The sequence below is a fragment of the Rhodobacter capsulatus genome (genome assembly GCF_005144475.1).
In the GTDB taxonomy this organism is placed as follows: domain Bacteria; phylum Pseudomonadota; class Alphaproteobacteria; order Rhodobacterales; family Rhodobacteraceae; genus Rhodobacter; species Rhodobacter capsulatus_C.
The window spans coordinates 16,767-29,812 of sequence record NZ_SWJZ01000043.1 but is presented as its reverse complement, the minus strand read 5'-3'; the positions used below and the strand labels follow the sequence as shown (position 1 = coordinate 29,812).

At 67.9% G+C, this 13,046-nt stretch carries 13 protein-coding genes; 8 read left to right on the top strand and 5 right to left on the bottom strand.

From position 1 onward, the window contains the following. Positions 1-39: 39 nt before the first annotated feature. Both FBT96_RS10995 and FBT96_RS10990 read right to left on the bottom strand, forming a co-directional pair. Complete coding sequence (locus FBT96_RS10995; RefSeq protein WP_136906583.1) at positions 40-1,800, bottom strand: heparinase II/III family protein; 1,761 nt, start codon at positions 1,798-1,800, stop codon at positions 40-42. Positions 1,801-1,894: 94 nt separating this feature from the next. Beyond that, positions 1,895-3,160: an RsmB/NOP family class I SAM-dependent RNA methyltransferase gene (locus FBT96_RS10990; RefSeq protein WP_136906581.1), complete on the bottom strand. Its 1,266-nt coding sequence runs from the start codon at positions 3,158-3,160 to the stop codon at positions 1,895-1,897. Positions 3,161-3,238: 78 nt separating this feature from the next. On the opposite strand from FBT96_RS10990, the gene FBT96_RS10985 reads away from it, so the two are divergent. After that, a complete protein-coding gene (locus FBT96_RS10985) occupies positions 3,239-3,418 on the top strand; it encodes a DUF1674 domain-containing protein (RefSeq protein ID WP_136906579.1) in 180 nt (59 codons plus the stop codon). Positions 3,419-3,504: 86 nt separating this feature from the next. Here the strand turns inward: FBT96_RS10985 and dapB are convergent, their stop codons facing one another. Next, positions 3,505-4,314: a 4-hydroxy-tetrahydrodipicolinate reductase gene (gene dapB, locus FBT96_RS10980; protein WP_136906577.1), complete on the bottom strand. Its 810-nt coding sequence runs from the start codon at positions 4,312-4,314 to the stop codon at positions 3,505-3,507. Between the two features lie 107 nt (positions 4,315-4,421). On the opposite strand from dapB, the gene rbfA reads away from it, so the two are divergent. The 6 genes from rbfA to rpsO all read left to right on the top strand — a co-directional run bounded on the left by rbfA (position 4,422) and on the right by rpsO (position 8,670). Then, on the top strand, positions 4,422-4,856 hold the full coding sequence (gene rbfA / locus FBT96_RS10975) for a 30S ribosome-binding factor RbfA (RefSeq protein WP_136906575.1): 435 nt from the start codon (positions 4,422-4,424) through the stop codon (positions 4,854-4,856). After that, positions 4,846-5,589 carry a phosphodiester glycosidase family protein gene (locus FBT96_RS10970; RefSeq protein ID WP_136906573.1) on the top strand — a complete coding sequence of 248 codons (744 nt, stop codon included), beginning with the start codon at positions 4,846-4,848 and terminating at the stop codon, positions 5,587-5,589. The genes rbfA and FBT96_RS10970 overlap by 11 nt, the downstream gene beginning before the upstream one ends. A 50-nt stretch (positions 5,590-5,639) precedes the next feature. After that, on the top strand, positions 5,640-6,551 hold the full coding sequence (gene truB, locus FBT96_RS10965; protein ID WP_136906571.1) for a tRNA pseudouridine(55) synthase TruB: 912 nt from the start codon (positions 5,640-5,642) through the stop codon (positions 6,549-6,551). Then, positions 6,548-7,066 (top strand): DUF1643 domain-containing protein, encoded by a 519-nt coding sequence (locus FBT96_RS10960; protein ID WP_136906570.1) that lies wholly within the window; start codon positions 6,548-6,550, stop codon positions 7,064-7,066. The genes truB and FBT96_RS10960 overlap by 4 nt, the downstream gene beginning before the upstream one ends. A 128-nt stretch (positions 7,067-7,194) precedes the next feature. Then, complete coding sequence (locus FBT96_RS10955; RefSeq protein WP_136906568.1) at positions 7,195-8,268, top strand: calcium-binding protein; 1,074 nt, start codon at positions 7,195-7,197, stop codon at positions 8,266-8,268. A gap of 132 nt (positions 8,269-8,400) precedes the next feature. Continuing rightward, complete coding sequence (gene rpsO / locus FBT96_RS10950; RefSeq protein ID WP_013066028.1) at positions 8,401-8,670, top strand: 30S ribosomal protein S15; 270 nt, start codon at positions 8,401-8,403, stop codon at positions 8,668-8,670. A gap of 165 nt (positions 8,671-8,835) precedes the next feature. Here the strand turns inward: rpsO and FBT96_RS10945 are convergent, their stop codons facing one another. Next, positions 8,836-10,272, bottom strand: a complete 1,437-nt coding sequence (locus FBT96_RS10945) for an aldehyde dehydrogenase family protein (protein ID WP_136906566.1) — start codon at positions 10,270-10,272, stop codon at positions 8,836-8,838. Positions 10,273-10,499: 227 nt separating this feature from the next. Between FBT96_RS10945 and FBT96_RS10940 the strand changes: the two genes are divergently transcribed. Further along, positions 10,500-10,718 carry a hypothetical protein gene (locus FBT96_RS10940; protein WP_136906564.1) on the top strand — a complete coding sequence of 73 codons (219 nt, stop codon included), beginning with the start codon at positions 10,500-10,502 and terminating at the stop codon, positions 10,716-10,718. A gap of 73 nt (positions 10,719-10,791) precedes the next feature. On the opposite strand, the gene pnp is transcribed toward FBT96_RS10940, so the two are convergent. After that, positions 10,792-12,945: a polyribonucleotide nucleotidyltransferase gene (gene pnp, locus FBT96_RS10935; RefSeq protein WP_136906738.1), complete on the bottom strand. Its 2,154-nt coding sequence runs from the start codon at positions 12,943-12,945 to the stop codon at positions 10,792-10,794. Between the last annotated feature and the right edge of the window lie 101 nt (positions 12,946-13,046).

The window sequence follows — 13,046 nt, the reverse complement described above, 5'->3', positions numbered from 1 at the left end:
GGGACTTTCCTTCTTTGCAAGGGCCGTCGCGGCCCGTGGTCAGGGAGCGGGAACGGGCGGCCGGGGCTCGCCCTGATTGGCGCCGGGGGTATCCTGAGCCTTGGCCAAGGTCCAGCCGATTTGCTGGATCGGCGCCTGCAAACGGCCCGAAAGCACGATTTGTTGCGTGGCCCGCGGGCGCAGGCGGCCCTTTTCCAGATAGACCGAGGGATCGAGCGTCAGATCGACCGGGCCGTCAAAGCGGAAAACCCAGATCTCCCCGGATTTGAGCGCCATCGACACCGCCCAGCCGCCCATGTCGAGCGTGGCATCGACTTCGGGATGGATGTGGAAGCGAATCTGAAACGGGATGCCGCGCAGGGCATCGGCCTGAAACACGGTTTCAAACCGGGCCTTGTCGGCGCTGGTCATCGCGCCGAGCGTGTCCATCCCCTTCAGCGCGTTGCCATCGGGGGCAAGCTCCAGCTCGCGGATATGGGTCAGCCCGTGGGTGAGCAGATAGCCGTCATGGCCGAAAAGCGCGTGCCGGGCGGGGTCGGTTTCCGGGCGCATCCAGACTTCCGAGGGCGTTTCCTCCAACCAGGTCCGCATCGCCGCGCCGGTGCGGCGGGCGGGGCCGAGGCGCGACGAGGAATAGCCCTCGATCGCCAGCGTCGAATGGCTGGGCGTGGCGCGACCGGCGCGGTGCCAGTCCGGGCCGAACATCGCCCCCGAGCCGCAGCTGACGATCAGGGGCCAGCGCCCCGAGGTGAGTTCAAAGGCCAGCGTCGAGGCATGGGCATTGGCCGAGGCGGCGCCCTTGGGCGGGGCGCTCGCATCGACGATCAGGCTGCTGCGGCCCGCATGCAGCCGGGCAAAGCCCATCGCCAGGCCGGTCCGGGCCACGGCGCGGGTGCCGGAGGCGTTCAGCGCCGTATCCAGCCGCCCCTCGCCGCCGCGGCCGCCGCCATGAAACCGCGCCAGCCCGCCATCGGCATGGCGCAGCGTCCGCAACGTCGGCGCGATCCGCGCGATCGCGGCCAGATGCGCGGGCAAAGGCGTGCGCCCGGCCGCGGTCATCGCATCGGCGGCCCACAGAAGCAGGGTCAGAACTTCCAGCAATTCCTCGGGGTTGCGGGTGGGAATGCCGCCTGCCGCGTCGATGTCCCCGGTGCATTCGGCGGCCAGGGCCTCGGCCGCGGCGCCGGCATGGCGCTCCATCCCGGTCAGCGCAAGGCTGGCATAGATCAGCCCGGTCAGCGCCTCGACCCGCGGCAGGCCGGGGCTGGCCGAGCGCCAGCGCCGCGCCAGAAACAGCGTCTGCTGGCCAAGGGTGCGGAAAAACGCCTGCGCCTCGGTCTTGTCGCGGCCGTTGAGCAGGAAAAGCGCGTGGGTGATCAGCCGGATCAGCCGCCGCCCGGTCAGATCCGGGGTCCAGCCCGGCCCCCGGGCCCGGCCATAGCGGGCGATCCAGTCGAAGACCCAGGCCTGTGCCCGTTCCCGCGCGGGCCGGTCGCCGACCGCGGCCAGATCGTCAAGCCAGGTGCAGCCCTGCAGCGCCTCCTCGAAGCTCGGGTCGGGGACGGGCAGATCCCAGATCGAGCGGTCGGGCCCCTCGACCAGAAACCCGGCAAAAAGGAAATTCCCGGCGATCATCTGCCGTCCGCGGGCAAAGGAGCCGATCGAGCGCGGCTCGGGCTGGCTGACGAAGCCGGTGGCGGGGCTGGCCGTGGTGGCGCGCAGCGCCGCCAGCCGGTCAAGGAGGCCCGTCAGCCGCCCCCGCGACCCGGTCCGCGCGGATTTGCCCTTGCCCGCCGTCATCCTGCCCGCCCTTGAATGTGAACCGTCATGCCTGTTGTCGCTTTTGGCGCAGAATAAAGTCCCGCCGGGGTCCTGTCATCGGGTGTTTTGCCGGTCAGCCGTGCCGCTGCAGCACGGCGATGAAGAAGCCGTCAAGCCCGCCGCAGTCGGGCCAGAGATCGGGGCGCAGGCGCAGGCAGCCGGTGTCCGTCCGCCAGTCCGGATCAAGGCCCGGGACCGTCGCGGGCAGGATCTGCAGCCCCGGATGGCGGGCAAGGGCGGCGGCGATCTGCGCCTCGCCCTCCTCGGGCAGAAGCGAGCAGGTGGCATAGACCAGCCGCCCGCCGGGTTTGAGCCAGCCCAGCGCCCGGTCGAGCAGCGCCGCCTGCAGCGCGACCAGGGTCTTGATGCCGCTGGCATCCTTGACGAAGGGCAGGTCCGGGTGGCGGCGAATCGTGCCGGTGGCGGAACAGGGCGCATCCAGCAGGATCGCGTCAAAGGGCGCCGCGGGGGTCCAGTCCAGCGCATCGGCGACGACGGTTTCGGCCGTCATCCCGCAGCGGGCGAGGTTTTCTTCCAGCCGGTCCAGACGCGGGGCGGAAACATCCAGCGCGGTGACAGCGGCGCCCGCGGCCAGCAGTTGCAGCGTCTTGCCGCCCGGCGCGGCGCAAAGATCGAGCACGCGCTCGCCCGGTTGCGCGTTCAGCACTTTCGCGGGCAGGGCGGCGGCGGCATCCTGCACCCACCAGTCGCCCGTCGCATAGCCCGGAAGTTCGGTGATCTGCCCGGCCTGCGCCAGCCGCAGCGTGCCGGTGGGCAGCAGCACGGCGCCCAGTTTCCCGGCCCAGGTCTCGGCATCGGCTTTCACCGACAGATCGGTGGCGGCGCCCGCCAGATGCGCGGCCTCCATCCGCATCACCGCGACCTTGCCGTAAGCCGACATCAGCCGCCCGCGCAGCCAGCCGGGCAGGGCGGGGGCATCGAGCCGCGCCCAGCGCTCGGTCTCGGCGGCGATCTTGCGCAGCACGGCATTGATCAGCCCGGCGAAGCCTTCGGTCTTTTGCCCGCCCGAGCGGGTCAGGGAAACGAGCGCATCGGTGACGCCATGCGGGGCCTCGCCCAGCGCGCAGATCTCGACCGTGCCGAGGCGCAAGAGCGCATGCAGATCGGGGGGGGGCGCCTTGCGCAGATGCGGTTTCAGCATCGCATCGGCGCGCGACAGGTTGCGCAGCGTGGCCAGCGCGATCCGTTGCGCCCGGGCGCGGTCGGCGGGCGCCAGCGCGGCCAGTTCACCCGCCTGTTCGGCCAAGGTCAGCCGTTCCTGCAGCACGCCGGACAGAAGCGCCGCTGCCGCACGGCGGGCCGGATCGATCGAAGCCATGGCGCTTTCCCTTGCTTGTTCCCGTGGATGGGGCGGCCTATATCAGGCCCGACCCGAAACGCAAAGCCGGAGGCCTTGATGCGCGAAGATGCCCCGAAGGATCTGCCCCCCGCCGCGCTGCGCGCGCTGGCCGAGGCCGAGGAGCGGCGCAAGGCCGCCAAGGCCGCGGACTTGCCGAAGGAATTCGGCGGTCGCGACGGGCCCGAGCCGGTGCGCTTTGGCGATTGGGAGAAAAAGGGCATCGCCATCGACTTCTGAGGCGCCTGTGCCCGACGCCGGGGGCTGTCTGCCCCCGGACCCCCGAGGATATTTGCGCCAAGGTGAAATCAGGCGCGGGGGCGGGATCAGATCCCCAGCACGTCGAGCATGTCGTATTGGCCGGGTTTCTGGGTCTGGCCCCAGAGCGCGGCCTTGAGCGCGCCGCGGGCGAAGATCGCGCGGTCGGTGGCGATGTGGCGCAGCACGATGCGTTCCCCCGCCGCGGCGAAGATCACGTCATGTTCGCCCACGATGTCGCCGCCGCGGATCGCCGAAAAGCCGATGGCGCCGTGTTTCCGGGCGCCGGTGAGGCCGTGACGACCCGATTCGGTCATGCCGTCCAGGTCGATGCCGCGGCCCGCGGCGGCGGCCTGGCCCAGCATCAGCGCCGTGCCCGAGGGCGCATCGACCTTGCGGTTGTGATGCGCCTCGACCACTTCGATGTCCCAATCGGCATCAAGTGCCTGCGCCACGGTCTTCGCCAGTTTCGTCAGCAGGTTTACGCCAAGGCTCATGTTGCCCGCCCGGATCTGCACCGAATGCCGCGACGCGGGTTCCAGCGCCGCGATCTGCTCTTTCTCGAAGCCCGTCGTGCCGATCACATGCACGGCGCGGGCCTGCGCGGCCAGACGGGCGAATTCGAGCGTCGCCGCGGGGGCGGTGAAATCGATCACCGCCTGCGCCCTGGCAAAGGCTTCCAGCGGATCATCGGTCACGGTCACGCCAGTTTTCGGCCCGCCCAGAGCTTCGCCCAGATCGCGGCCGATCCAGTCATGGCCCGCGCGCTCGACCGCGCCGACAAGCCGTGCCTTGTCCGAGGCGCCGACCGTCGCGGCCAGCATCCGCCCCATGCGTCCCGAAATCCCCGTGATCACGATGCCCGGCAGGTCTGCCATGTTCACTCTCCTGATGTTTGCGCCTTCCTAGCCCGCGGCTGCCCGCTTGGCAAAGCCCCGTTGCGGCCCCCGTTGCGTACTGGGCCCGAAAGCCCTATGTGCGGGGCATGGCAAAGAACCGTTTTTCCTCGGGCGATGGCCCCTCGCAACGTCAGCTTCGCGTCGGCGAACTGATCCGGCGCACCCTTTCCGACGTGCTTTTGCGCGGCGATGTGCATGACCCGGACCTGAACAAGATCTCGATCACCGTGGGCGAGGTGCGGACCTCGCCGGATCTGAAGGTGGCGACGGTCTATGTCGCGCCTTTGGGCGGCACGCTGGGGGGCGACAGCGCCGAGGCGATGCTGGCCGCGCTGCGCCGCCATTCGGGCGAGTTGCGCCATCACGTCGCCAAGGCGATGACGCTGAAATATGCGCCCGATCTGCGGTTTCGCATGGACGAGACCTTTGACCGGCTCGATGAAACCCGGCGGCTGTTTTCCGATGAAACCGTGCAACGCGACATCGCCGCCCGCGATGACGATGAAGGCGATGACGATTAAGCCGGTCTGGGCGCGGCTGTTCGCAGCGCTGGCGCTGGTGGTGCCGCGCCTCGCGCTGGCCGCCGACCCCTGTCACACCGTCACCTTCGAGGACACGCCTTTCACCGTCTGTCAGGCGCAGGCCGGGCAGGATGTGCGGCTGTGGCTGAAGAATGAGCGGGGCCAGATCCTCGGCAATGCCGAGCGGGTCAAGGCCGGGCTTGCCCCGGGCGAGCGGCTGGTTTTCGCGATGAATGCGGGGATGTATTCGCCGGATCGCGATCCGGCCGGGCTTTACATCGAAAACGGCGTCGAACGGCAGCCGATCGTCACCCGCGAGGGGCCGGGGAATTTCGGCCTGCTGCCGAATGGCGTCTTTTGCGTGACCGACCGCTTTGCGGTGATCGAAAGCCGCGCCTTTGCCGCGGCCCCGCCCGCCTGCCGCTTTGCCACGCAATCGGGGCCGATGCTGGTGATCGGCGGCGCGCTGCATCCGCGGTTCCTGCCCGACAGCACCTCGACCTATATCCGCAACGGGGTGGGGGTGTCGGCCGACGGGCAGACAGCCTGGTTCGTCATTTCCGACCGGCCCGTGACCTTCCACCGCTTCGCCCGCTTCTTCCGCGACAGCCTTGGGGCGCCGAATGCGCTTTATTTCGACGGCTCGATTTCGCGGCTCTTCGTGCCCGCGCAGGGACGGGCCGATTTCGGCCTGCCGCTGGGGCCGATGGTCGGGCTTGTCGCCCGCGATTGACCCGCAGGCCGCAAGGCGCTAGCAGGCGGGCTTGCATCAGGGAGACGGTCATGGGTCGCAAGAAGGGTCGCGAGATTTCGGGCTGGGTTGTCGTCGACAAGCCGGCGGGGGTGACCTCGACCGCGGTCGTGGGCAAGGTGCGCTGGGCCTTTGACGCGAAGAAGGCGGGCCATGCGGGCACGCTGGACCCGGCCGCGACGGGCGTTCTGGCGGTGGCTTTGGGCGAGGCGACGAAGACCGTGCCCTTCATCACCGATGCGCTGAAATGCTACCGCTTTCAGGTCCGCTTCGGCGCCGCGACGGCGACCGACGATGCCGAGGGCGCGGTCGTCGCCCGGTCCGACAGCCGCCCCGCCGATGCCGAGATTCTGGCCGCGCTGGGCGCGTTCCGCGGCGACATCCTGCAGGTGCCGCCGCAATATTCCGCGGTCAAGGTCGAGGGCGAGCGCGCCTATGATCTCGCACGCGAAGGCGTGGGGATGGATCTGGCCGCGCGGCCGCTGTGGGTGGAAAGCCTCGAGATGATTTCGCGGCCCGATGCCGACACGGTCGAGCTGGAAATGGTCTGCGGCAAGGGCGGCTATGTCCGCGCCATCGCCCGCGATCTGGGGCAGGCCTTGGGCTGCCTTGGCCATGTGCTCTGGCTGCGCCGGGTCTGGTCGGGCCCGTTCGAGGCCGACAAGGGCCTGAGCCTTGACGACATCGACCGGATGGCGCGCAGCCCCGAGCTGGACGCGCAGCTGCTGCCGCTGGAACTGGGGCTGGACGATCTGCCCGAGGTCAAGGCCACCGTCGAAGGCGCGGTGCGGCTGGGCCATGGCAACCCCGGTCAGGTGATCTGCTCGGGCATCGATTTCGGCACCGAGGTCTGGGTCAGCCATCACGGTCTGGCCATTGCGGTGGGCCGCTACATGGGCGGCGAGGTCCACCCCGACCGCGTCTTCAACCGGCCCGAGGCATGATCACCCGGACCCATGTCAAGGGCGATGCCCCCTCGGTGGCGGTCTATTCCGACTGCGAGGCCTATCGCTATCTGCTGACGCGGGTCTGGGACGACGCCCTGCCGCGGGCGCTTTTCGTGATGCTCAACCCCTCGACCGCGACCGAGGTGCAGAACGACCCGACGGTGGAGCGCTGCGAACGCCGGGCGCGGGCTTTGGGCTTTGGCGCCTTCCGGGTGACGAACATCTTCGCCTTTCGCGCCACCGACCCGCGCGCGATGCGGGCCGTGGCCGATCCGGTCGGGCCGGAAAACGACGCCGCGATCCGCGAGAGTGTGGATTGGGCGGGGGGGCCGGCGGACCGCATCGTCTGCGCCTGGGGCACGCATGGGGCGCATCTGGGCCGCGGTGCGGCGGTGGCGCGGCTGCTGCGCGAATCGGGGCGCGATCTGCACCATCTGGGCCTGACCGCCGCCGGGGCGCCGAAACATCCGCTCTACATCGGCTATGCGCAGCCGTTGCAGCGCTGGGTCTGACGCTGCCTGTGCCCCGAAGCTTAACCATGCCCCAGGAAAACCACGCTGCGACCTTGTTTTCGCCGAGTTTGCTTTTGTTCCGCGGCGCGGTTTCGGCTATGATGGGCTGGTGAAGGTGAGGGTGCGCCATGCTGTTCCTGTCGGGGTTTCTGGGTCTTTTGATGGCGGGGCTTGCGGCGGGTGTCGCGCCCACCGGGGAGGATGAGACCGAGACGGTCGACGACGACGCCCAGGATCAGGCCGACGCCGGAACCGGCACGGAAGACGGCACCGAGGATGGCACGGGCACCGATGGCGGCACCGTCCCGGAAGATCCGCCGACCGATGACACCGAGACCACCCTTCCCGGCGACACCCCGACCGAGCCCGAGACCTCTCCCGAGGCGACCGACGGGCGCGATATCCTTTGGGGCGATCTTTTCGACGATCAGCTTGACGGTCTGGCGGGGGACGACCAGATCAACGGCTATGCGGGCGATGACACGGTCAGCGGCGGCGATGGCGATGACAGCCTTTTGGGCGCGGCGGGCGACGACAGCCTTGCGGGCGGGACCGGCGACGACAGCCTTGAAGGGGAGTATGGCACCGACACGCTGACGGGCGATGCGGGCGATGACACTTTGGCGGCGGGCTTCGGCGACGACAGCCTGAGCGGCGGCACCGGGGCGGATCTGCTTCTGGGCGGCGCGGGGGATGACAGCCTGTCCGGCGATGCGGGCGATGACAGCCTGTGCGGCAACGCCGGGGATGACACGCTGAGCGGCGGCACCGGCACGGACGAGCTGAGCGGCGGAAATGGCGATGATCTGCTCATCGGGGTTGTTTCGGACGCCCAAAGCGGCAACAGTGATGCCGATGGTATGGATTTCCTCAACGGCGGTGTGGGGGCCGATACGCTGATGATAGGTGCGGGTGATTTGGCCTCGGGCGGTGAGGATGGCGATCTGTTCGCGCTGGGCGAGTGGATCGACCCCGAAACCCCCGCGACGATCACCGATTACGATTCGAACGCCGATCAGATCGTGGTCGTCTATGACCCGGACAACGGCGTCACCCCGGAAGTGACGCTGGAGCCCGCGACGACCGAGGGCAATGTCTGGATCACGCTGAACGGGGTGCATCTGGCCGAGGTCGTCGATGCGGGCGATCTGCGCCCCGAGGATGTGCTCTTGATCACCCCCGAGGAATTCGGCGCCGTCTGACCCGGGCTTTGGGCTTTCCTTTGCACCGCTTTTCCGCTAAACGCCGCCATCCGCCGGATTCGGCGGAGACTCCACGGGCCCTGCTGGACGACATCCCGGCTTGCGCCATCACCCTTTGCACAGGAGACCCCGATGTCGATCACCGTCGAGACCAAGACCCGTCTGATGAAAGAATTTGCCACCAAGGAAGGCGACACCGGTTCGCCGGAAGTCCAGGTGGCGATCCTCAGCTCGCGCATCGCGACGCTGACCGAGCACTTCAAGGCCCACAAGAAAGACAACCACTCGCGTCGTGGCCTGCTGATGATGGTGGCCCAGCGCCGCAAGCTGCTCGACTATCTGAAGAAAAAGGACGTGGCCCGCTACCAGTCGCTGATCGAGCGCCTCGGCCTGCGCCGCTGATCCCTTCCGGGTTTCGGAAAACGGAACGCCTGCCCCCCGGGGCAGGCGTTTTGCTTTGGGGCGGACCCGGGGTCTGTTGCCGCGACCCGCGGGGGCGCTGCCCCCGCCCCCCCGGGATATTTGCGGCAAGATAAAGGAGGGGCCAGATTTTGGAGGGGGGGCGGGTCAGTCCGCCCAGCCCGAGATCGACTTCACCTCGCAGAATTCCTCGATGCCCCAGCGGCCGCCCTCGCGGGCGCGGCCCGAGGCGCGGACGCCGCCGAAAGGCGCCCCCGCGCCGCGGCTCTGGCCGTTCATCTCGACCATGCCCGAGCGCAGCAGTCGCGCCAGCCGGTTGCGCCGCGCACCGTCTTGCGATTGCACATAGTTGGTCAGGCCGTAGGGCGTGGCATTGGCGATCGCGACGGCCTCGGCCTCGGTGTCGAAGGGCATGATCGAAAGCACGGGACCGAAGATTTCCTCGCGCATCACCGTCATCTCCGGGGTGACATCGGCGAAAACCGTCGGGCGGATGAAGAAGCCCTTGTTCAGCCCCTCGGGGCGGCCAAGGCCCCCGGCGACCAGACGGGCGCCTTCCTTGATCCCGGTTTCGATCAGCGACTGGATTTTCTCGAACTGCGCCGCGTTCACCACCGGGCCGATGTGGCGGCCGGAGTCCTGCGCCGGGGCGACCTTGATCGAGGCCGCGACCTCGGCGGCGATCTCCACGGCGCGGTCGTAAAGCGGGCGTTCGACCAGCATCCGCGTCGGCGCGTTGCAGCTTTGGCCCGAGTTGTTCATGCAATGCCGCACGCCGCGGGCCACCGCCTTGTCGTCGGCATCGGCGAAAACCAGGTTCGCCCCCTTGCCGCCCAGTTCCAGACAGACCCGTTTCAGCGTGCTGGCCGCGGCTTGAGAGATCGCCTTGCCCGCCCGGGTCGAGCCGGTGAAGGAGATCATCTCGACGTCGGGATGGGTGGAGAGCTGCGTGCCGACGCCGAGCCCGTCGCCGTTCACCAGGTTGAAGACGCCCGCGGGCACGCCCGCGTCATGGACGAATTCCGCGAACAGCAGCGAGGACAGCGGCGCCTCCTCGGAGGGTTTCAGCACCATCGTGCAGCCGGCGATCAGCGCCGGGATGACTTTCAGCGTCACCTGGTTCATCGGCCAGTTCCACGGCGTGATCAGCCCGACGACGCCCACGGGTTCGTAAGCGATCATCGCGCCGGGCGTGCCGTCGCCCAACGGATGCACCCATTTGAAGTCCTGGGCGGCCCTGATGAAATTCGAGATGTGCCAGACCCCGGCACCGACCTGATTTTCGCGGGCAAAGTCGATCGGTGCGCCCATCTCGAGGCTCATCGCTTGCGCCATCTCCTCGGCCCGGGCCTGATAGATCGCGAGGATCCGCTCGACCGCGGCCAGACGCTCGGCGGGCGGCGTGGCGGCCCAGCCCGGCCCCGCGCGCAGGGCGGCGGCGACGGCGGTCTCGGTATCGGCCCGGTCGCCGAGCGAAATCACCGCGCAGGGCTCCTCGGTCGAGGGGTCGATCACGAAATGGTCGCGCGGCAGGTCCGGGCTGACCCATGTCCCGTCGATGTAGAAGTGGCGTTTCTCGATCATGGCAGTCTCCCTTGTCCGGGCCAGCGTGACAGGGGCAAGGCGGCGTGACAAGCCACCCGCCGGATAATTTGATCAAATTATTTCCGCGGCAAGTGGTAACCAAATCTTACCAGTCATGCGCTTTCCGCATCGCGGCATTGCCCAATCCCCGGATTGTGCAAATGCAGCATCAGGCGCAAGTTATCGGTAACGGCGGGATGGTCCCGCCGGTTCCGAAAGACGAAAAGATGCCCCTCGCTTCCGCGCTGTCCCAGCCCCGCCCGCTTGCCCTGCTTGATGTCCTTGCCCGTGCCGTCGCGCAGCTGCGCCAGGCCCATGCGCAACGCCGCGCCTATGTCGCGCTGCTGGCGGAATTCGACCGCATGAGCGATGCGGACTGGTTCGACCTTGGCCTGTCGCGTCACAATGCCCGCGACCTGGCCCGCCATACCGTCTACGGGCGCTAAGCCCGCCGGTCAAAGGGCCGAAACGCAAAAGCCCCCGCCGAAGCGGGGGCTTTGCCATTTCTTGCGGGAGAGATCAGGCCTCGGCCTGTTCTTCCTTGGCCCGGGTTTCCGGCGGCAGTTCCGCGCCGGTGTCCTGATCGACCATCTTCATGCCAAGGCGCACCTTGCCGCGATCGTCGAAGCCCAGAAGCTTGACCCAGACTTCCTGACCTTCCTTCAGCGCCTCGTTCGGGTGGTTCAGACGCTTGCCCGCGATTTGCGAGACATGCACCAGACCGTCGCGCTTGCCGAAGAAGTTCACGAAGGCGCCGAAATCGACCAGCTTCACCACCTTGCCGCGGTACACCTTGCCTTCTTCCGGCTCGGCCACGATCGAATAGATCATGTCATAGGCCTTCTTGATGGCATCGGCATTGGCCGAGGCGATCTTGATCACGCCGTCGTCGTTGATGTCGACCTTGGCGCCCGAGACCTCGACGATCTCGCGGATCACCTTGCCGCCCGAGCCGATCACTTCGCGGATCTTGTCGGTCGGGATGGTCATCGTCTCGATCCGCGGCGCATGCGCCGAGAATTCCTGACGACCGGCGGAGAGCGCTTTCGACATCTCGCCCAGGATGTGCAGCCGGCCGTCTTTCGCCTGCGCCAGCGCCTGTTGCATGATCTCGGGGGTGATGCCCGCGACCTTGATGTCCATCTGCAGCGAGGTGATGCCGTTTTCGGTCCCCGCCACCTTGAAGTCCATGTCGCCAAGGTGGTCTTCATCGCCCAGGATGTCGGTCAGAACCGCCCAGCGGCCGTCGCTTTCCAGGATCAGACCCATGGCCACACCGGCCACCGGGGCTTTCAGCGGCACACCGGCATCCATCATCGAGAGCGAGCCGCCGCAGACCGAGGCCATCGAGGACGAGCCGTTCGATTCGGTGATCTCGGAGACGACGCGGATCGTGTAGGGGAAGTCGGTCGCCGCGGGCAGAACCGCCTGCAGCGCGCGCCAGGCCAGCTTGCCATGGCCGATCTCGCGACGGCCCGGGCTGCCGACGCGGCCCACTTCGCCGACCGAATAGGGCGGGAAGTTGTAGTGCAGCAGGAAGTTCGAACGGGTGTTGCCGTTCAGCGCGTCGATGATCTGCTCATCATCGCCGGTGCCAAGCGTGGTCACCACGAGGCCCTGGGTTTCACCGCGGGTGAACAGTGCCGAGCCGTGGGTGCGCGGCAAGAGGCCGACTTCCGCCACGATCGGGCGGACGGTCTTGTTGTCGCGGCCGTCGATGCGGGCGCCGCCGGTGATGATGTCACCGCGCAGGATGCCCGATTCCAGCGCCTTGATCGCCGAACCGAGGTTGATGTCGGCCAGATCTTCTTCCGACAGCTTCGACTTGATCAGATCGACCGTCGCCGAGATCGCATTCGAGCGTTCCTGCTTGTCGCGGAGCGCGAAGGCGGCGCGCATCTCGGTCTCGCCCGCGGCTTTCACCCGGCCGAGCAGCGCCGAGTAATCCGGCGCGTCGAAATGGAAGGGCTCTTTCGCGGCATCTTCGGCCAGCGCGATGATCAGGTCGATCACCGGCTGCATCTGTTCGTGGCCGAATTTCACCGCGCCGAGCATCTCGTCTTCGGTCAGCTCATAGGCTTCGGATTCGACCATCATCACGGCATCTTTCGTGCCCGCGATGACCAGATCCAGACGCTGCTCGGGGTTGTCGCGCAGCTTGGTCATGTCGTCCATGGCCGGGTTCAGCACATAGGCGCCATGGGCAAAGCCCACGCGCGCGGCGCCGATCGGGCCCATGAAGGGCACGCCCGAGATCGTCAGCGCGGCCGAGGCGGCGATCATCGCGACGATGTCGGGATCGTTCACCAGATCGCACGAGAGCACGGTGGCCATCACCAGCACTTCGTTCTTGAAGCCCGGGACGAACAGCGGACGGCAGGGACGGTCGATCAGACGCGAGACCAGCGTTTCCTTTTCCGAAGGACGGGCTTCACGTTTGAAGAAACCGCCGGGGATCTTGCCGGCGGCGTAGTATTTTTCCTGGTAATGCACGGTCAGCGGGAAGAAATCCTGCCCCGGCTTCGCTTCCTTGGCGAAGGTGACGTTGGCCATGACCGAGGTCTCGCCCAGAGTGGCGATGACCGAGCCGTCGGCCTGACGGGCAACCTTGCCCGTTTCCAGCGTCAGCGTCTCGCCGCCCCACTGGATCGATTTTTTCGTAACGTTGAACATCAGCGTTTCCTGTCTGGGAGCACGCATGGGACCTTCCCATGTCTCCCGGCATATGGCGGCCCCATTGCCGCCGCCCCCCAATCCTTCGCATGCGCCCGGGG